Source organism: Methylobacterium sp. Leaf85, assembly GCF_001422125.1.
Taxonomy (GTDB): Bacteria; Pseudomonadota; Alphaproteobacteria; order Rhizobiales; family Beijerinckiaceae; genus Methylobacterium; species Methylobacterium bullatum.
This window is the reverse complement of the sequence record NZ_LMME01000017.1, coordinates 15,134-32,259: the sequence shown is the minus strand read 5'-3', so window position 1 is coordinate 32,259 and position 17,126 is coordinate 15,134. Positions and strand designations below refer to the sequence as shown.

The window sequence follows — 17,126 nt, the reverse complement described above, 5'->3', positions numbered from 1 at the left end:
GTAACGGATGGTTCGACCGGCATCGCTGGACACGGCCTGGCGATCCCAATGGCGCCACGCCTGGCAGAACAGGCAGGCGCGCTCGGTGGTCGGGAATAGGTTGGGGGAGCCGGTCATGACCGGCCTCCATTGCGAGGGGCCGGCTTCACCTCGTCCAGCAACTCGGCCGCGGTGCTGAGGCAAGCGGCAGCGCTCCGGATCGCATAGGCAAGGCCCCGTGCGTCGCGCAGGGTGGCGAAGTTGGCGGCGGTGGCTGCGTAGACCTCGGCGGAGGCCATGGCGGTCCCGATCGCGTCGAACACCGCGCCACGGTCATCGGGGGCGGTGAAGGGCTGGGAGGGGCGCAGGGTCTGCGCAGCGGCGATCATGCGCGGCGCTCCCACTTCTCGGGAACGGAGCCGTAGGCGAGGCTCGCGATCTGCTCGGCGACCTCGCGGGAGACGCTGACGCGGTTCAGAACGCGATGGGCGCGAAGTTCAGCAGGTGAGAGGCCATCAAAGGCAGCCGTCGGGACAGCGGGTAATTGCCGCCGGACGGGGGATCGGGTATCACGAAGCACAGCTTTTGACCTTTTCGGCCCCGCGCGAGTGACCCTCGTGTCGGGGCCGTTTTTTTGCGCGTCAGGGCTGGGGCAGATGCCGGCGGGCCGACCCGCCAGCGGCGGAAGTCAGGCCGCGACAGGCGGCTGCGCGGGCTCAAGGCCCAGCATCTCGCGAAGTTTGGACGTCGGGACGCGGTACCCACCCCCGACCTTGAACGCGGGGAGGGTGCCGTCCTTTGCGGCTCGGTAAGCCGCGTTCTTCCCGATCCCCAGCACCCGTCCTGCGAGCACTACGTCCACCGTGGGCTGCGTCAGCACCATCTTGAGATCATCGGACATGCCCAATCGCCTTTCGCTCATAAAACCATTGAGCAAATGATTATCAGGGCCAGGATGGTTGTCAACTTACCGCAATGATATTATGCGTGAATTACCGCGAGTGATGGGGGTGGTCGATGACAGAGAGCGCGAATGAACAAGGGAAGCGCATTGGCCGCCCGCTGAAGAACCCAGCACTCGGCAAGCGCTCGAACGTGATGTTTCGACTGAACGAGGCGCGGAAAGACCAGTTAATGCAGGCTGCTGAAGCAGCGGGCCGCTCTATGAGTGAAGAGATCGAGCGGCGAGTAGAGGAATCGTTCAGGGCAAAAGAGGTGGCCAAGGCGGCTTCGATGAGAACCATCGATGCTTTGGAAATGTCCTTCGGAAGCAGCGAGATCATGGATATCTCGATGAGCCTGGCCTACGCGCTTCATCAAGCTCTGGGCCGTCAAAAAGCGACAGTCAAAGACTTCATGGACGACCCGGAGAAGCGGCAGGCCATCATCACGGATTATGCTGAGGCTTTACCCCACTTCATTGACTTCCTTGCTAGGAACACAACGCTCGGCACCGGCAAATTTCGTGAGCTCATTGCGATGCAGTTCGACGACACGACACAGGCGGACGGCCTCTCGCCTCAAGGCGACTAACCACACGCCCCCTCGCGTTACGGCTTCCGAAAAGTCCCTCACCCGACCGGAATGTCAGCAATGAAGGCCCGGCTCCGGCGCATCAGATCCCGGCACTCACGCTCCTGCGCCCTCGCCTCGGCCGTCTCCATCCCATGCCGGTAGCGCCCGTTCCGCTCACCCCTTGGCGCGCCGCTGCCTCGGGCGCCGCCGTGCATCCGGCACCGGGCCTTCCCACTCACCGCCGGCGACTGGCACGGCGTCCCTGCCCTGGTCCTGGCGCAGCATCGAGCCGCCATCCGAAAGGGCGAGGGCTGCCGTTCCAGTGAGTGCATGGGCTTGTGTTCCATTATCAAAGTGCCCCCCGGCCTTTCCGGTGGTGACGTTCCCGACGATCGCCTGACCGCCTTCGTAGACGTGGACGTGCTTCACGGTGACGTTCTGCTCGCCGCCGCGCCGGACCTTCGCCAGGGCCTCGATCTGCGCGGTGTAGGTCCGGAGGAGCTTCGTCGCGAGGGTGCCGTAGCGCTCGATCTGGCCCGGATCCGTCGCCATCTTCGCGCGGGTCAGCATCTCCATGGCCACCTCATGGGTGCCGACCATCTGTGTCGCCAACATCGCTTCGGTCTCGTTCCGGGGTGCGATCCCAGCGACAGCGGCCACGCCTGCGTTGAGATTGATCTGGCTTGGAATGTCCTCTCTGCGGTCCTTCATCACCGCCGCGATCCGACCGATGGAGTGCCGCGAGAAGTCGACAGATGATGTGCCGAACACATCGAGCTCGCGCAGGAGATGTCCGGCTGCATCCAGGTGCAAGGGCGCGAGACCCATCACCCCGCCATCCCGGCTGCTGATCTGATATTCAAAGGCCGGCGTGCGCTCTTGGTAGCGCTTTGCCGCCTCAGCCACCGCCTTCTGATCCCGGTCGATGGGGGCGGCCTGCCTGAGGGGCGTCGGGGCCCTCTTAGGGGTGGGGGCGACGACGGCGGTCTTCGATGGCTCTTCGTTGTCCAGCGGCATCAGACTTCCCTCTAACGAGGTATCCAGGCTTTTAGCAAAACGAACTTTCTGCATGTTTGTAAGGATAGATGAATAATTGAAGAATGTCCACATTATGACTGAGACAATGCACCGCCAGATTGGCTATTTATAACAAAGTCAAGGGCTGGCGCTGTCGAGTATTCACTGGGGATCGCACATAGTCCGTCTTCGAGGCTCCCAGGAGCGCTACCAAGAAGCGGCACAATAAAGCTTTCATCTCAAGCGGTAGGTTGAGATTGGGACTGGCGTCATGAACTGCGAAGCCCAACGGCTCCCCCATGAAGAGTGCCTCATGGACAGTGGCGTTCCGAATAAACGCTGCCTCGGCACCTCCGGGTGCGTTCGGATCCGCCCATGCGGGCACCGCCATCCCGAATAATCCACACATCCATTCGATCCGGCGGGCATAGCCGAGACGAGGCGGTGGGGTATTCGAGGCGGTCGCAAGAGCGAAGCAAGCATCAAGAGCGGTGTACAGGAGAAGGAAACGCTCGAACTGGAGGTGTTGGCGATGCTGCGCCAGAAACAAGGCATGTGTAGCCGCAGCGAAGCGGCGTGCTTGCTCTGGATTAGCCTTATGGACCAACCAAAAATTTTCAGCGAGGACCAACGAGCAATCCAGCCCTCGTCCGAAGAGAACGAAGTCGACGAGCTTGCCTGGCCGGAGTGGAGTGGAGTCTAGAAATCCAGCTTCGGTTGAGGTCAGGCGCATGCCGACGAAAAAAGAGAGCACCCATAGCACGAAGACTAGGTGGTCACTGTTATCCGCCGCCGAGTGGTTGAGGCGGTGGGTCTTCGGTAGCCCGAATACGCGAGAGGCATAGGGAAAGTTTGTGATAGTCCCACTCGGAAAATGTCGGACCTGCTGCGGCGGGGCGTAAAACCAATCGCCATCGACGGTTTCTTCAGCCTTTGTCTCACGTACGATGCCCTCGAGATCGGGCAGAGTCTCGATCGAGATGGGGCCCGACTGAATTGTCAGGTGCCCAGGATAATAGCCAAAATCAACCGAGAGGGTCGGCATCATCCTTCTGCCCCGGCAGTCTGGGCAGCCTCAGGCAATTTAGTCGCGAGATGCCGTAGAAGGGCCCGCACAGCCTCGAAGATCTCTGTTGCCCGCTCTTGGTCGTAAAAGCTTCGGGCATGCATGGCGTGATTGCGCCAAGCATTCTTAAAGGCGCGAAAGTGAGAAGCTGCTTCGGCAGCCCATCGCTCTTCATCGACGCCATGGTCGCGTTTGCTGATGCCGCGAAGCTTCGCTTCGATTTCATTCAGCGACTTGTTCCAGTTGGTGCCGGGGGCGACCTGGACGTATGCAGCGAGCAGATCAAGAGGTGGCTCTAAGGCGCGCATCAGGTGCATCACAGCAGCCGTCCAGCGCCCAACTGCCATGCACCTGCCGGCTTCAGCGATATCCTCCGCGCTCCCAGGGAAAGCGTCATCGACAACTTCACCGAAAAGAGGGCGCGGTTGGTCATAGAGGTCAGCACTCGCCGTCGGCATCGCGAACAAGGGCCGTGAGTCAAGCTCGTCGCGGAATGTCCTCAGGAGATACTCAAGGCCGTTAATCAAGTCACCAAGCTGTCGTTCGTTGAGCATAAGGCCATGCTGTCTTGGCGGCGGCAGGCGTTCAAAGCAGTCGCCGAGATCACGCGCTGCCGACGCGCATACCACCAAGCCAAGCTGTTGGGAGGCCGCCCTCATGAGGCCTGCGGCTTCATAAATTGTTTTCATCTGCTCAATGTCGAGGATGAGCTCTTCACCGTTGAGCCGAGCCTGATGAAGGCCTAACTGCAGGAACTTGCAGCTGGCTCCAATAGCGGATGCGCTGGCAATAAGATTACCTGCTGGAAGCCTAAACATGCGATCTGATACCATATTCGTGCGGCTGTTGGTTACCCATACGGCCCGCGGAACAGGTCGCCCATAGCCTTCCTACGGAACAGGGTCCGCCAGCGCCTCCGCTGATGCTCGGGCCGATCGTGGATCATGTGACAGCGCTGGCAGAAGGCCACGAGGTTCGAGCCGGCATTGTTCGCCGTGTCGTGGTCCCGGTGGGCGGTCGCCAGGACCACCCGCGTCGTACGGACCATTTTGAGCACGTCGTCGTTGCCTACCGCCAAGCAGACGATCCGCCCTGCTCCGTCCCGCCAGGTTCTTGCCTCCGCGTCCCACCATCGTCCGTCGCCGAGATGATAGACCGTCCGACCATGCGGACGCCGGCAGACCTCGCACCGCCCCCCTGCCCTCCGGAAGCGGATCACCGCCGAGAGCTGGGGCCAGTCGATGGGGTAGAAGAAGCGATGCTCGCGCCGGATGGGCATGGCCAGGAAAGGCCACGTCCGACGGCCCCTTTGCAAGCTCGATAGCGCAGAATGGCTTTGCCTTAAGACTGGAAGCCTTGTCCGAACACCTCGACTGGGCCGCTGCTCGGCAAGTCGGCTTTGTAACGAGGCTCCACAAGCAGCACGGCTTCAGGGATGCGCTCGATAGTTATTGCGCACTTGATGCACAACCTTTACGAGATAAAAACTATTGGGTGCATATTATTACAAAGGTTGCATTCAGATAGAACGCTATGGAAAATCGACGATCTCAGGAACGCGTCCCACAGTTTGGGAGCGCTCGTATCCTGATAGAATTTTCAAAGCCCATAAGCTGCGCGCTTCTCGATCGCTCAGATGGGGGAGCGAGGCTCAAGGTAATGAGCGTTCTTGGGATACCGGATCAGTTCGTATTGCAGATTGGGCAAGAGCGCATTCCGGCACGCGTCATGTGGCGGAGCCCCGGGGAGATCGGTGTAGCATTCGACGTCCTCTAAGCAGATTAGCCTCTACGACAAGAGCGGCCGGGGGAAATTCCGGCCGTTTTCTTTTTAGCCTACAAAAATCCGCTCCCCGAATGATCCTTGAAGGCGTTCGCCCGGCGGATGTACCCGAGCACCGTGCGCGGATCGCGGTGGCCCGACTGGTCCATGATCCGGGCGAGATCTGCGCCCCGCTCGGCCGCCGTCGTGATGTAGCCAGCACGCAAGCTGTGGGCCCCGAAGGTCGAGGCATCGAGGCCAGCCGCGAGGACGTAGCGCTTCATGATGTCGGCAACGGCCTGCGTCGTGAGGCGCGGAGGGTTCGCAGTATCTGCGAAGGCTCGCACCCTCCCCGACCGAGACACCGGCCGGAACACAGGGCCTTCCGTGATCCCAGCCGCGTCGAGCCAGTCCCGCACCAGGGCAACGGGGCGAATGAACCGCCCGTGCGGAATCGCCTTCTCGACCCCCTTCCCTTCCTGATCCGTCTTTGACCGGCGCACCATGACCCGCAGGCCCTCGGCGTCCTCGCGGAGATCTGCCACGTCGAGGGCGACCAGCTCGGAGCGTCGGAACGCGCCAGCGAAGCCCAGCGCGAGCAATGCCTTGTCCCGCTTGCCGCCCAACCCCGGCGGGACGTGCATCAGCATGGCCGTGAGAACATCGACGGTCGCCGCGGCCTTGGGCGTCACCACCATACCGGCCCGCCGGCGAATACCCTTCATCACGGCGTGGACCGCCTCGTCCTCAGTCGGATCGGCTACGCCCGCGAGCTTATGAGCGTAGCGGATCGCAGCTAGGCGACGGCCGATGGTCGAGGTAGCGCGGCCCGCCTCAGCCTCGTGGCCCAGGAACGCCGCTAACGTCTGCGCCGTGGCCGGCAGGGATCGGAATCCGTACCCGGCGCACCACTCCTGAAACACGCGGGCATCCGTCATGTAGGCCCGCACCGTCGACGTGGCCTTGCTCGCGCGCTGGTAGGCTTGGACCACCGACGCGAGTTCTGCAGGTAGGGCGTCCAGCCGTTGGACACTCTCGGCCGGCAATGCGGGCGCCAAGCTGTCATCCGCATTCTCGCGGCGCGGCATCGCGTTATCGGGGATCGTCGGCATCGCATCCCCTCCCCGCGCCAAGGGCGTCCGCGATCATGCCGCCCAGCGGGCCGTCTGCCCAATCGTTCGGAAGACGCATGTAGTGCGAGGGCCGGCGGATCATTCCGCAGACGAACCGCCCCGCGTCGTGTTCGAGCGCCTGGCACGGACCCTCGGCCGGATGGTCAGGGATATGCTCGCGAGCCACGCCGCAGGCTTCAGTTGCGCAGCACCAGCCGCACCCATTGCAGGCCAAGCCATAAGCCGGCTTGATCGGAAGCCGCTCGCCGTTGGTGCCGTCTATCAGCGCGACTGTTGCCATAGGATCAGCCTAAGCCTGTAACTTTCGAGAATAACCCTTATCGAAAGTTACGCTCTTGATGCGCCGGGGGCAAGGCATCTCGCCAACTTGATAGCAAGATCGCGAACCTTCCCTGCGATTTGGATAGAGGCCGCCTCACGATCTGGGTGCGAGGGGGACTAAGCCGCTTGCGACAGACCAGAGACCGAAGGTTGCACATGCATAGGCGGCGAGAACGAGGACGACAGCAAAAGCGTGAAACGCAACCGCGAGGCGCCAGGCTTTACGAGACGCGCCCGTTTCGACCACGAAAGGATGATCCCAGCCGTGTTCGGTGGACTGCATCTGAGCGAGGTAGAAATATTGAGCGAAATAGGTCGGCGCGGTCGCTATGGCTGCCAGCACCAAGCCGACAGCGAACAGCTTCAAACCAAAGATGGTGTCCGCCGTGACCGGTTGTCGGCCGGTTCCCACGAAAGCGAGCATCGCCGCCGCGGCACCGCCGTTTACCAAAGCAGGAGCCTTCAGAGCTTCAACAGCAAAGCCGGTCACCGTCGGGAACATCGCGATGCGGCCCCTGTCGGCTCGCTCATGCTCGCGTTGGGCCATCTCCACGCGCTTCGCGGCCTCTTCGGGGCTTTCCCGGCGGCTCGTGCTCATCGGCTGATCCATTGATAGCTCGCAATCTCGTTCGCTAAATCACTTGCTATGGCGCGTCACGAAATCCCGGATGGCTTCCTCGCAGATGTCCTGAATGGTGCGCTCTTGCTCCACCGCGATCATCTTGAGCCGCTTCCGGGTTGCCGGGTCGATCCGCGTCAGGATCTGCACGCGAGTGTCGCGCTCCCCGGCGCGAGGCGACTTCTCGGCCGGCGCGGCGCTCCCCTCCTCCGGCGAGGAGGGCGCAGCCGGCGCATCCTTCCTGGCGAAGCGGTCGCTCAGGCTGTTGAGGGTTGGACGGGGCTTCGCTGCGTTCATCGGGCCTTCCTCTCAGTTTCAGACAGCCGGGCCTCTATCTCTCGCCATAGGGCCTCGACCTCGGCAGCAGCTTTGCCGCCGGGCTCATGTTCGTTGACCGTGGAGCCGGTCAGGATCGCGTGGGACATGCTTACCCGGTGCGCGACGACCGACGCGGCCACCGTCGCCCCCATGCTGGCAAGTGCAGCGCGTGCCTCGCCAACGATCGCAGGCTCCCCCTGCCCCGTGCGTGGAGGCGAATGGTTGATGACGGCCAGAGGCGACTTTCCAACCCGTTCGGCGAGTTCGAGCGTCGTCGCCACGGCGGCCAAGTCGAGAGGCCCCGGCCGGGTCGGCACCAGCACCAGGTCGGCCACCCGCATCGCGCCCAGAATGCTGTCCTCGGCATGGGGGGGCGTGTCGATGATGATCCGGCCGATACCCTCGCGCCTCGCCGCCTCGATAAGGTCCGGCAGTTCGCGTGCGTCGGCCTCGATCAGGTTCGGCACGTCGGCTTCGCGCAGGCGATGCCACCATGCGAGGGAGCGTTGCGGATCTATGTCCAGCAGCAGCGCAGGGCTTCCCGGGTTGGAGGCCAACACGCTCAGATGCATGGCGAGTGTGGTCTTTCCGACCCCGCCTTTCCGAGCCGCTATCGTGATGACTTGCACGCGCGATCCCTTGTGTTCGAGCACCGAAGCCCACAACCGATTGAGACCACTAGCTATCGCGGCCGCAACCATTCAAGCCCGCAAGATGCCATGGGAGCGTGAATGATTGATTTCGTGCCCCATCGCGTTCTGGCCCCCTACGGAGCAAGATCGCCAGCCCCCACGATAGGAAGCTGGCGAGATAGCAAATGTGAGATGGCTTCAGCGTTTCGGGCGACGCGCCTTGCACACGGCCTGCGAGGCTTCGAGATCCGCGCAGGCTTTGAGACCCCGCGCCAGCCAGCGGGCTCGGCCTCTACGTCCCCGCGAGCCCGAGCCCGCTTGAGACCGGCCGTCACTCGGCGCAGCCGCCACAGATTGAACCGGAGGAGGAGAATGGCCGGGATCGAGGGTAGAGCCTCGGTGCGGCGCGTGGCGGCCATCACAGCGCCACCACGTAGACGGCCACCAGCACCGCCGCGGTGATGACGTTGCCCCGGCCGACCTCGTGGCCAGCACGCGAGAGGATGCCACGCTGCCAGCGCTGGAGCCGACCGATACCGCGAGCCACGTCGGAGAAGCCGAAGGCTAGGGCGGCTCGCTGAGTGAGACGGAGTTTCATCGGGTAGCGTCCTGCTGAGAGATTTCGCGATCGGTGTCGGAGCCACGCAGCCAGACGACCTGTGATCCGTGATGCTGTTCGGGTGCGCCGAGGGACGGTTCAGCGTCGCCGCCGTCCTCAAGGGTCTCGTCGCCGTCGAGGCCGTCGAGAATGGCAATCAGCCGGTCGGCTGCATCCATGGCCGCGAGGGCTGCAGCCTCGATCTCGGCCCGGATCATCGCCGGGGAGGGCTGGGGGACGCGCTCCACCGTGGAGCGCTTCGGCTGGAAGGTGTGAACGTTGCTCATGGTCAGGCCACCATCCCCTGAAGATCACGGATGAACGCAGCGGTAAGCTCGGCGTCCTCGTCCTCGATGGCGGCGCGTGACAGCATCACGAGCCGGGTTTCGCGATCCCATTCCCTGCTTGGCGTTTGCTCGCGAACTGCATCGACGCAAGCCTCCTCAACGTGGCCGCAGACCTCGGCCACCCACTCGGCCAGATCGCCGGCCGCGTTGTAGGGATGGTTGGGGTGCGGCATCCCCGAACGACACCGCGGCTGGCAAGCAAGGCCCCGCGCTACGTCTGCAACTGTCGCAGCCACGCTGTGGAGTGCTTCGAGGCCAGGAACCGGCATCCGTGCGAATTCAATCGCCTCTTTCACTGCGGCGGCAGGGATGAAGGCGACCTCGCCGACATTCGTTCTGCGGAAGGACGACAGCGGGACAACCGGTCCGCGCCCGACCCGGTGCTCCTTTGCGCCCTCGAACACGGCATCCCAGCGGAACGCCAGATCGTTGAGCGCATCGAGGCGCAGATCCCGGCGCAGCCCGTCCTCTAAGGGGCGGTTGGCTTCCTGATCGGGAACGGACTTCTCGTTGAATGCCCGGTTCGCCTCGTTTTGGGCCACCGCGTACATGCGGGTAGCCATGAACGAGATCCATTGTGCGATCGGTTTGCGGTGAACCATGCCGCTGGCGTCTTCGTAGAGGATCGTCCCGTCCTCGGGCGTGAACTCGGTCGAGATCGCGCGCTCCGGGTTGGCCGCACGGGCCAGCTCATCGAGCCGGAGACGGCGGCGCAGCTTGTCGAGCTGGCCCGCCTTCATGCTTGCGTTGTAGTCGTCCCACGACGTGCGGCGTCGCTCGAACTCCGCGAGCGCCAGGGCGTGCAGCCGCTTCGTCTCGCTGGCCAGCGCAAGATCGATCCGGAGGAAGCCTGCCGGCTCGTTGTGCGGATAGGCCACGAACCCCGCGGGCGGGTTGTTCCAGTCCACCTCCGGCGCGGCCTCGACCGGCTTCGGACGACGGATCACGCGGGCGGCAGACGCCTTGAGCGCAGCGGCGCGCTCTTTCAGGGACGGGCGTCCATCGGCGCGGCGGAACGGGTTGGACAGCTTGAGAGAGGGCACGGTGGCGCTCCTAGATTTCAGGATTGCGGGACGTGCGCGGCAGGGATCACCACCGCGCGGAGGCGGTCGCGTCAGAGGAGAGGCGAGCGGGCGATGAGGTCGAGGACGGTGCGACTGTCATTGTCGTCTACGGCCACGCCCTGTTCCCGCTCGAAATCGAGAGCGAACCGAGCAAGGGCGGCGCACCCGCGCCCCGTCCTCGGGACCGTTTTCAGGATCACGTCCTCGATGTGCCTCCAGATGTTCTTTGAGGCAGCTTCCTGCTCAGGCAGGGGCGCAAGGCGGCCGGGGGGCTGGGGCAGCTTCGAGGCTTCGTCAGCCACCTTCAGCAGCCGCCGGCCCTCCTCAATCGCCCGCATGATGGCGTCAGGGCGAGGTCCGAAATCGCGTGGGCTGGTGCCAAGAATGTCGTGCGCGAGAGACCGCACAAGCTCGTCCTTCAAGGCGAAGTTCGATCCGTCGACCGACGGTCTCAGGAGTGTTTGAGCCTTGGCTTGCAACCCCGTGAGGGTCGTGGCCCGCTCTTGCGCCAGCCGCTCAAGTGCGCCGTCGCGAGCCTCGTCAACGGCGTCGTAGCCGGGGATTTCATTGCCCTCTCGCCCGCTCGTCCCCGCGTTGAAGAAGGCATTCAGGGCCGCGTCTTGCCGGTCCATGTCGTCCAGAGCTTCGAGCAGGGTCGCGTCCGGCTCCGGCCAAGCGAAGGGCAGGGCGGGGCGCTTGCCAGTGTCGGCGCGTCCGTTCTCATCAAAGAGGCGACTGGACTCAGCGGTTCGGTCCTGCCGCCAGTCGACGCCGACGAGATCCAGCACCTTCACGGCCCGCGAGGAGGCCGGCGCCACGGTGCGCCATGCCTTGTCCTGTCCGCCGTTCATTCCGCCAGGGAAGAAGAACTTTTCGGCGGCATTGAGCCCCAGGACGAAGCGCGACGCCTTCGCGCCCAGGTGCGGGTAGAGCTCGGCACAGACCCGCTCGCGCTCGAAGGCGAGCCATGTCGAGTAGTTGACCAGGGCGGCTTTCTCGACAGCCGGGGCGGCCTTGGTCTCGGGTTTCATTAGAATGCGGCTCACCGCGATAACCGTCCGCGCCTTCGCCTTCGTGGCGGTCAGGCGCTCGCGCAGGGTGGGCTTGGCGGGATCGCGATGGACGAGGCGGGCGAGGGGATTGCGCATCTTGGGAACTCCGAAGCTTGATAGCTCGATTGCGTGATGAATTGCGGTCGTGGGGGTGAGGGATCAGGCGAGGGTGGCGAGACCGACGAGGGCGACACCGCCGAAGACGATGACCAAGGCGGCAGCTACCTCGACGCCCGACATGAGGGCGCGGAGGATCGGGGCGACCGGCTCGCGCGGCGGCGTCACCGGCAGGAAATCGAGATGCAGCGAGCGGGCGAGGTCGCCGGCACGGGCGAGGACCGCGGCGTCCGTGATGCCGTCGTGCTGAATGTGCCAGCGCAGGTGACGGAGGAGCGTGAGGGAGCCGAACCGGGTCGCGCAGGGCGTCACCAGCAGGCGGTCGAGGGCGGCGCTCATCTCGGCCTGGGCTGCGGCCATGCGAGCCTCGGGAGCGGCCTGCCAGACGGACCAAGCTTCGTCGTGGGCGTCGATCGCGGCCAGCACCGGGTCGGCGTGAAAGGGGACGCGCTCGACAACGGTGGTCGGGACGAGGGGGACGCTGAAATCGGGGATGCGGGCGTGCGTCATCGGTCGGGCTCCAGAGGGCTCGTGGCGGCAGGGTCGAAGGGGAGGGCCGGCTACCCGTCGGCGGGAATGCGTGACGCTAGGAGAGCGCGGGCGGGATGGTCATGGTTTCTGAACCAAGGGCGGATTGCGATGGAACCGAACCGCGCGCGATCGGCGAGAGGCGGGCTGGAGTGACCGCCTGTCCCTGTGCCCGGCTCGCACCCACTCACATTGGTCAGCAGGCAGACGATCAATGGTCATTGCCGGGGGGGGGACGGCGGCGGCGCTTGGGCAGAGCAGGGGCCCGAACAGGGAAGCGGCACTGAAAACGGCGCGCCTGGTGAAGGATTTGGCCATCGTCTAACTCGCCGCCGCGTAGGCCATGGCCGAGGCGCGGAGCCGGGCCACGTTGTTGCGGGCGGCAACCACATGGATGCTGTCCGTGTAGGAGGTCGAGAGACCGACACGGACGCGGGGCTCGATGGCGTCAGCGGCCTTCAGCGCCTCGACGCCGAGACCGGCAAGGCGAACCGTCTCGCGGGCCTCGGCCCAGGCTTTCTTGAGCGCCCAGGTGAAGCAGCCCCAGCCGAGCGAGAGGAACGGCACGCGGGGATAGTTGTAGGACTCGCGGAAGATGGCCCAGGCGCGGGCCAGGACGCCACGACGGAGGGCGGCAGGCATCGGAGCCACGGGGGCAGCAGCCGGGACGACGAGGCGGCGAGCGGCGTGGGCGCAGGCCCAGAAGAAGCGGAGGGCGCGGGAGAGGGCGGCGCCCCAGGCCAGGGTAGGATCGTTCCGGCGGTGCTTGCGAGCCTCGACTATGGCGCAGGCCATGATCGTCGGGACGTTGAAGGTCGAGCCGGTGACGAGCCCGTGCTTCGCGGCCATCTTGGCGCGGTCGGCTTCGCGCTTGGCGTCGTTCTCGGCCTGGATGGCAGCGGCGAACTCGGCCTTCGTCGGGCCGGTGTCGCGGATGTCCCGGAGGACCATGGACCAGGAGATGGTGCGGGAGTGGAAGGACATCGACTTGGCCCCTGCGGTGGGTCGTGTTACACCTGAGATGTAATCCGAGGCCCGCAAGGTGTCAACACCTGAAGGGTCGTGCAATACCCGTGAGGTGCATTGGTGCTGACAGCCGAACAGCTTCGGGCCGCCCGAGCATTGATCCGATGGGAGCAAGCGACCGTCGCTGACCGCGCCGGGATCTCCATCGAGACGGTCAAGCGCCTGGAGAAGATGGATGGTCCGCTGATGTCGACGAAGAGCAGCACTCTTCACGCAATCGAAGAGGCGTTCCGGGCAGCCGGCGTCGAGTTCACAAACGGTGGTGAGCCGGGCGTGAAGCTCAAGCGCAAGGAGCAGCCGTGACGCCGGCGGAGGCGCCGACCACCAGAGCTGAAGTAGCGCCCCGCCGCGGCCTGCGTCGCGAAGATGCAGCTCGGTACGTTGGCGTCAGCCCCTCGAAGTTCGACGAGTGCGTGAGGGACGGTCGCTTGCCGAAGCCCTTCAAGATCGATGCGTGCGTGATCTGGGACATTAGACGGCTGGATGCGGCATTCGACGTTCTGAGCACGCCGAGCGAAGGAGGCTCATTCGCTGACTGGTCATAGAGCGATGGCCGACCCCACCTTGGGCGCTCCATAAAAGGGACCGCATTTTTTAATCGGAATAGGGGTGGCCTGTAGGGAAACGCGCTCCGACTCGCGTGCCCTAAAAGGCCCATTATCGGAAGCGAGACGCCGCGCGATTGCGAGGACGGATGACGGCCGACAACGACGACAAGAAGGGCGACGGGCGGGGTGATTTCTTCGCCGTCGAAGGCGCGGCCTGGGCCAAAGTCTGCCAGCGCGGTAGCATGAACGAGGCGGTCGCCTACCTGGCCCTAGCCCGCGGCTCCCACTTCGGTACCCGTAAGACCTCTTGGTCAGTCGAGGCGATCGAGACCCGCACCAACATCTCGCGCATCCGAGCCAAGATGGCGCTTCAGTCGCTCGTGGCTTCCGGCCTCGTCCGCCAGCTCCGCGCCGGCACGAAGCCGCAATACTATCTCCCGACTGCCTACGAGATCGGGAACCCGGACAAGCCGGTGGTGGAGCTGTCTGCCAAGGAGGACGTGATCCTCTTCCTTGTCGAGGCCGCCGGCGGGTCTACCGTGATTCCTCCGACGGGCACGGACAAGAACGGCTGGCCGAAGGGCGCGCTGCTCGGCATCGCCGATGGGCTGGTCCGCAAGGGGAAGCTCTACCGGCCTCCTCACGCTCGGCACGACTACGCGATCCCGCCCGTGAAGAAGGAGGAGCCGCCAAAGCCGGAATGGACCTGGCTGCCGAACAGCATCGTCGACGGCATCGACGGTGTGGCGCCCCCCATCGAGCAGATCCGGCAGACGCAGGAGGTTGCCGCCCTCCGGCTGTTCGTGGACCTCTACTTCGCGCAGAGCCTAGCGTTCAACGGCGGGGTTCACTGGCGACAGGTCCGCGTTGAGTACAGCAAGGAGTTGGTCGGCCAGAGCGGGATCTACGATGTCTGGGGCTTCGGCCCCAGTGTCCGGCGGATGTGGACCAAGACGCCGTTCATCGCAGCGCACATGACGGGCGTGGACGAGGTGCCCGAAGGGAGTGATTACCCGCGCGACACGGGCGTGCCGGTCTTCTGGAATGCTCTGGCGAACCTCGAACGACTCGGCCTTGTGCAGATCGTGCCCCACATCATTGATGCCGACACGGACGAGGGCGAGGTGGTCCATCCCTATGGGATCGGCATCGGGGAGCCGGAGGAGCAGCGTATCGGCAGGGCCGCGCACTATGCTGGCCACGCGCTGTTGAACGAGGAGAAGTCCAACGCCGTTGCGGATCGTGGGCTAGTGCTGGCTCCTTTGCACCGACATCGAGCCAAGAGCGAGATGGTCGGCCTTGTCCGGACAACCCATCGAGCCCGCACGACGGCGACCTCCGGCTGGCTGTCGAACACCGGCCAATGGAGCGAATGGGCCGACTCCTACGAGGAGATCAAGGCCAAGGCGTCGGCCTCTGAAGGACTTGCAAGATCAAAGGGACGTAAAGGGGGTGTCCAAGGGAAGTGAAGGGGATCTCAATGGGGGATGATTATCCCCGTAGGAGCACCCCTCCTCACTTCGTTCGTCGGTATTGCTGCCAGGGAAGGAAGGCCGTCATGAGCAAGCGCACCAAGCCCGGCATCTTCACGCCGCCGGAGCCACCACCAACGCCGGAGCAATGGGCTGCCGAGATGGCGCCAGCGGCTACGGCAGCGGCCAAGCCCTACACCGTCGAGCGGGTCGAGGGCGGATGCGACGTGATCCGTTTGTCTCGCTCATGCCGGAAGTCCCGATCCGGGCCAGACGCCTGACCGCCGGGTTCTTCGCCCGCTAACCGCCGCGGACCATCCTCTCCATCGAGCCAAGTTGCGTATCGGCTCGCGTGAGATGGACGACCCACCCCGCCGGCCCCGTGAGCAGATCGGGGCGGCGGGGCAGCCATTCCGGACCAGAGGGCAATGCTCGAAATTCTTTCGGCGGCGGTCGGCTTGTGGCTGTTGATCGTTGCCTATCGGTGGAAGCAGCGATTACCGCCCGACGTACCGTTCACGCCGAACGGCTTTGCAATAACCCTCGCCACCATGACCGTATCCTGGGTCGCATTCGTGGCTGTGAAATACGTCTTCCTGCTCGCGTATTATATCCACCCGTTCTGACACCCCCTCATCCGCTCGCCCCCAGCCGCGATGCCGCGCATGGCAGACAGACCATGGCGCAGCCGATCCCCGTCCCCTATCCCGTCCGGCCCATCACAGCCGCCGGACCCCATGTCAGCCTCGCCAGCCTTCAAGATCGAACCCGGCAGCCCGCAGGCGTGGCGCGAAGCCTTCCTCGGGATGAAGCCGAGCGTGGTCCCGTGCCCCGGCTTGACGCCCGCCGGCTGGCAGGCCGTTCATGCCGCTTCGCTGGACTTCCTCGACAAGCACGCCGACGAGGCCGGCCGCCTGGGATGGACGACACTGCAGCTCTTCGGCGTCCACCCTGACCTCGGCGTGATCCGATCCGATTTTTGCGGGGCCATGGTGCTGAGTGGTGATCTCGTGTCGAAGGTCGAGGTGGACTTCATCCGGTTCGAGCGCACGCGGTACTTCCGGAACGTGCCGGGCCGGCCGAAGGGGGCCGTGCCGATCTGGGCGGCGAAGCGGTAGGCGCCTGAGAAGCCCGCCCTACCTCCTCGCGGTCGCCGCCAGGAACCCGACCATGAGCACCGAACGAGCCGAGGGATATGTCGAGGCTTTGGCCGACGTGAGGGACGCGGTGCGGCGCCGCGTGAACGAGCCCGACGTGTCGAACGACGGCAAGCTCGAACTCCTCGACCTCCTATCCAGGCTGGACGACATGCTGAAGGGCGGGGAGCATCCCGAGGAGCCTGACAACGCGGCGCCGGAACCGTTGAGCGGCAGCTTCTGACGACGGGCTTTCAGCGCCTACTTGGCCTGCGCGAGCGCGATCCGCTCGATGGTCTGGTCCGTGAGCATCACCAGGCCAAGGGTGATGAAGAAGGCGAGAGCCCAGCCTATAGTCGACGCCACATTCGGCCAAAGGCCGAGGCGATCACGCAGGAAGGCGCCGAACGCTGGCCCTCGGATATAGCTCTGCATGTGCATGAGCAGGAACCCGTAGAGGACGAACGAGATCACCTGCAGCAGGGGCGAGTCGATCTTGGTTGCGAAGTACCGCAGCGCGCCGATGAACGCGGCGTTCTTCGAGATGTCCAGAACCTCCTTCGTGAGCTTCCGCATACTCTCGCCTTCGAGGGTCATCCGCTCAGCCTCCCGCCTTCGCTCGCCACGCATCCCGTTCGGCCCGGATCGTAGCAAGCTCGCAGCCTAGCGCCTCGATTTCGGCGTGCAGCTCGCCGGCATCCACAGCCAGCTCGACGCACTGGTCCTGGACCTCCGCGAGATGGGCGCGCAGCTCGGCGTTCTCGGTCGCCAGAGTGAGCAAAAGCAGAGCGTCGGAAACGGCTGGCCTCCGGGGATCGAGCAGGCCGTGGGGGTCGCCGATGAGGGTTAGCGTTGACTTAACCGCCCCGCCCGGCCG

At 64.6% G+C, this 17,126-nt stretch carries 28 protein-coding genes; 9 read left to right on the top strand and 19 right to left on the bottom strand.

Going from position 1 to position 17,126, the window contains the following annotated elements:
• Nucleotides 1-113: 113 nt before the first annotated feature.
• Nucleotides 114-368, bottom strand: coding sequence for a hypothetical protein (locus ASF08_RS11735; RefSeq protein ID WP_244474514.1), 255 nt, complete (start codon nucleotides 366-368; stop codon nucleotides 114-116).
• A 299-nt stretch (nucleotides 369-667) separates the two neighbouring features.
• Nucleotides 668-880 (bottom strand): helix-turn-helix domain-containing protein, encoded by a 213-nt coding sequence (locus tag ASF08_RS11730; RefSeq protein ID WP_056145347.1) that lies wholly within the window; start codon nucleotides 878-880, stop codon nucleotides 668-670.
• 116 nt (nucleotides 881-996) lie between these two features.
• Between ASF08_RS11730 and ASF08_RS11725 the strand changes: the two genes are divergently transcribed.
• Nucleotides 997-1,512, top strand: a complete 516-nt coding sequence (locus ASF08_RS11725; RefSeq protein WP_156629559.1) for an Arc family DNA-binding protein — start codon at nucleotides 997-999, stop codon at nucleotides 1,510-1,512.
• 38 nt (nucleotides 1,513-1,550) lie between these two features.
• On the opposite strand, the gene ASF08_RS26015 is transcribed toward ASF08_RS11725, so the two are convergent.
• The 5 genes from ASF08_RS26015 to ASF08_RS11705 are packed head-to-tail and all read right to left on the bottom strand — an operon-like array spanning nucleotide 1,551 to nucleotide 4,856.
• On the bottom strand, nucleotides 1,551-1,733 hold the full coding sequence (locus ASF08_RS26015; protein ID WP_274534489.1) for a hypothetical protein: 183 nt from the start codon (nucleotides 1,731-1,733) through the stop codon (nucleotides 1,551-1,553).
• Nucleotides 1,669-2,604, bottom strand: a complete 936-nt coding sequence (locus ASF08_RS24770; protein WP_156629558.1) for a hypothetical protein — start codon at nucleotides 2,602-2,604, stop codon at nucleotides 1,669-1,671. The genes ASF08_RS26015 and ASF08_RS24770 overlap by 65 nt, the downstream gene beginning before the upstream one ends.
• 34 nt (nucleotides 2,605-2,638) lie before the next feature.
• Entirely contained in the window at nucleotides 2,639-3,559 is a 921-nt protein-coding gene (locus ASF08_RS11715) for a hypothetical protein (RefSeq protein ID WP_156629557.1), read from the bottom strand.
• Entirely contained in the window at nucleotides 3,556-4,395 is an 840-nt protein-coding gene (locus ASF08_RS11710) for a hypothetical protein (RefSeq protein WP_056145339.1), read from the bottom strand. Before ASF08_RS11710 ends, ASF08_RS11715 begins: the two co-directional genes overlap by 4 nt.
• 32 nt (nucleotides 4,396-4,427) lie before the next feature.
• Nucleotides 4,428-4,856 carry a hypothetical protein gene (locus tag ASF08_RS11705; RefSeq protein ID WP_056145337.1) on the bottom strand — a complete coding sequence of 143 codons (429 nt, stop codon included), beginning with the start codon at nucleotides 4,854-4,856 and terminating at the stop codon, nucleotides 4,428-4,430.
• Between the two features lie 254 nt (nucleotides 4,857-5,110).
• Between ASF08_RS11705 and ASF08_RS24030 the strand changes: the two genes are divergently transcribed.
• A complete protein-coding gene (locus tag ASF08_RS24030) occupies nucleotides 5,111-5,353 on the top strand; it encodes a PilZ domain-containing protein (protein ID WP_082473173.1) in 243 nt (80 codons plus the stop codon).
• A 59-nt stretch (nucleotides 5,354-5,412) separates the two neighbouring features.
• On the opposite strand, the gene ASF08_RS11700 is transcribed toward ASF08_RS24030, so the two are convergent.
• The 11 genes from ASF08_RS11700 to ASF08_RS11650 all read right to left on the bottom strand — a co-directional run bounded on the left by ASF08_RS11700 (nucleotide 5,413) and on the right by ASF08_RS11650 (nucleotide 13,051).
• A complete protein-coding gene (locus ASF08_RS11700; RefSeq protein ID WP_082473172.1) occupies nucleotides 5,413-6,450 on the bottom strand; it encodes a site-specific integrase in 1,038 nt (345 codons plus the stop codon).
• On the bottom strand, nucleotides 6,431-6,751 hold the full coding sequence (locus ASF08_RS25550) for a hypothetical protein (protein WP_056145334.1): 321 nt from the start codon (nucleotides 6,749-6,751) through the stop codon (nucleotides 6,431-6,433). The genes ASF08_RS11700 and ASF08_RS25550 overlap by 20 nt, the downstream gene beginning before the upstream one ends.
• A gap of 135 nt (nucleotides 6,752-6,886) precedes the next feature.
• Entirely contained in the window at nucleotides 6,887-7,390 is a 504-nt protein-coding gene (locus tag ASF08_RS11690; protein WP_156629556.1) for a hypothetical protein, read from the bottom strand.
• Nucleotides 7,391-7,429: 39 nt separating this feature from the next.
• A complete protein-coding gene (locus ASF08_RS11685; RefSeq protein ID WP_056145327.1) occupies nucleotides 7,430-7,708 on the bottom strand; it encodes a ribbon-helix-helix domain-containing protein in 279 nt (92 codons plus the stop codon).
• Nucleotides 7,705-8,358 (bottom strand): ParA family protein, encoded by a 654-nt coding sequence (locus ASF08_RS11680; protein ID WP_056145324.1) that lies wholly within the window; start codon nucleotides 8,356-8,358, stop codon nucleotides 7,705-7,707. Before ASF08_RS11680 ends, ASF08_RS11685 begins: the two co-directional genes overlap by 4 nt.
• Nucleotides 8,359-8,779: 421 nt before the next feature.
• The gene (locus ASF08_RS11675) at nucleotides 8,780-8,959 is read right to left on the bottom strand and encodes a hypothetical protein (RefSeq protein WP_056145323.1); all 180 of its coding nucleotides are present in this window, start codon (nucleotides 8,957-8,959) and stop codon (nucleotides 8,780-8,782) included.
• Nucleotides 8,956-9,246 carry a hypothetical protein gene (locus ASF08_RS11670; protein ID WP_056145319.1) on the bottom strand — a complete coding sequence of 97 codons (291 nt, stop codon included), beginning with the start codon at nucleotides 9,244-9,246 and terminating at the stop codon, nucleotides 8,956-8,958. The genes ASF08_RS11675 and ASF08_RS11670 overlap by 4 nt, the downstream gene beginning before the upstream one ends.
• Before the next feature lie 2 nt (nucleotides 9,247-9,248).
• A complete protein-coding gene (locus ASF08_RS11665) occupies nucleotides 9,249-10,349 on the bottom strand; it encodes a hypothetical protein (protein ID WP_056145317.1) in 1,101 nt (366 codons plus the stop codon).
• Nucleotides 10,350-10,420: 71 nt separating this feature from the next.
• Entirely contained in the window at nucleotides 10,421-11,518 is a 1,098-nt protein-coding gene (locus ASF08_RS11660; RefSeq protein WP_056145313.1) for a hypothetical protein, read from the bottom strand.
• Between the two features lie 63 nt (nucleotides 11,519-11,581).
• Complete coding sequence (locus ASF08_RS11655; protein WP_056145310.1) at nucleotides 11,582-12,049, bottom strand: hypothetical protein; 468 nt, start codon at nucleotides 12,047-12,049, stop codon at nucleotides 11,582-11,584.
• A gap of 339 nt (nucleotides 12,050-12,388) precedes the next feature.
• The gene (locus ASF08_RS11650) at nucleotides 12,389-13,051 is read right to left on the bottom strand and encodes a hypothetical protein (protein WP_156629554.1); all 663 of its coding nucleotides are present in this window, start codon (nucleotides 13,049-13,051) and stop codon (nucleotides 12,389-12,391) included.
• Between the two features lie 102 nt (nucleotides 13,052-13,153).
• Between ASF08_RS11650 and ASF08_RS11645 the strand changes: the two genes are divergently transcribed.
• The 6 genes from ASF08_RS11645 (at nucleotide 13,154) to ASF08_RS11625 (ending at nucleotide 16,493) form a co-directional block, all read left to right on the top strand.
• Nucleotides 13,154-13,396: a helix-turn-helix domain-containing protein gene (locus tag ASF08_RS11645; protein ID WP_056145358.1), complete on the top strand. Its 243-nt coding sequence runs from the start codon at nucleotides 13,154-13,156 to the stop codon at nucleotides 13,394-13,396.
• Between the two features lie 391 nt (nucleotides 13,397-13,787).
• Nucleotides 13,788-15,110, top strand: a complete 1,323-nt coding sequence (locus ASF08_RS11640) for a hypothetical protein (protein WP_056145303.1) — start codon at nucleotides 13,788-13,790, stop codon at nucleotides 15,108-15,110.
• Between the two features lie 89 nt (nucleotides 15,111-15,199).
• Nucleotides 15,200-15,394 (top strand): hypothetical protein, encoded by a 195-nt coding sequence (locus ASF08_RS24765; RefSeq protein WP_156629553.1) that lies wholly within the window; start codon nucleotides 15,200-15,202, stop codon nucleotides 15,392-15,394.
• Between the two features lie 147 nt (nucleotides 15,395-15,541).
• Nucleotides 15,542-15,739: a hypothetical protein gene (locus tag ASF08_RS11635; protein ID WP_056145301.1), complete on the top strand. Its 198-nt coding sequence runs from the start codon at nucleotides 15,542-15,544 to the stop codon at nucleotides 15,737-15,739.
• A 111-nt stretch (nucleotides 15,740-15,850) separates the two neighbouring features.
• Nucleotides 15,851-16,231, top strand: a complete 381-nt coding sequence (locus ASF08_RS11630; RefSeq protein ID WP_056145298.1) for a hypothetical protein — start codon at nucleotides 15,851-15,853, stop codon at nucleotides 16,229-16,231.
• Between the two features lie 52 nt (nucleotides 16,232-16,283).
• Nucleotides 16,284-16,493, top strand: a complete 210-nt coding sequence (locus ASF08_RS11625) for a hypothetical protein (RefSeq protein WP_056145295.1) — start codon at nucleotides 16,284-16,286, stop codon at nucleotides 16,491-16,493.
• Between the two features lie 17 nt (nucleotides 16,494-16,510).
• Here ASF08_RS11625 and ASF08_RS11620 read toward each other — a convergent pair whose 3' ends face one another.
• Complete coding sequence (locus tag ASF08_RS11620) at nucleotides 16,511-16,846, bottom strand: hypothetical protein (protein WP_056145292.1); 336 nt, start codon at nucleotides 16,844-16,846, stop codon at nucleotides 16,511-16,513.
• A gap of 85 nt (nucleotides 16,847-16,931) precedes the next feature.
• Here ASF08_RS11620 and ASF08_RS24760 point away from each other — a divergent pair, with 85 nt between their 5' ends.
• Entirely contained in the window at nucleotides 16,932-17,099 is a 168-nt protein-coding gene (locus ASF08_RS24760; RefSeq protein WP_156629552.1) for a hypothetical protein, read from the top strand.
• The last annotated feature ends 27 nt before the right edge of the window (nucleotides 17,100-17,126 follow it).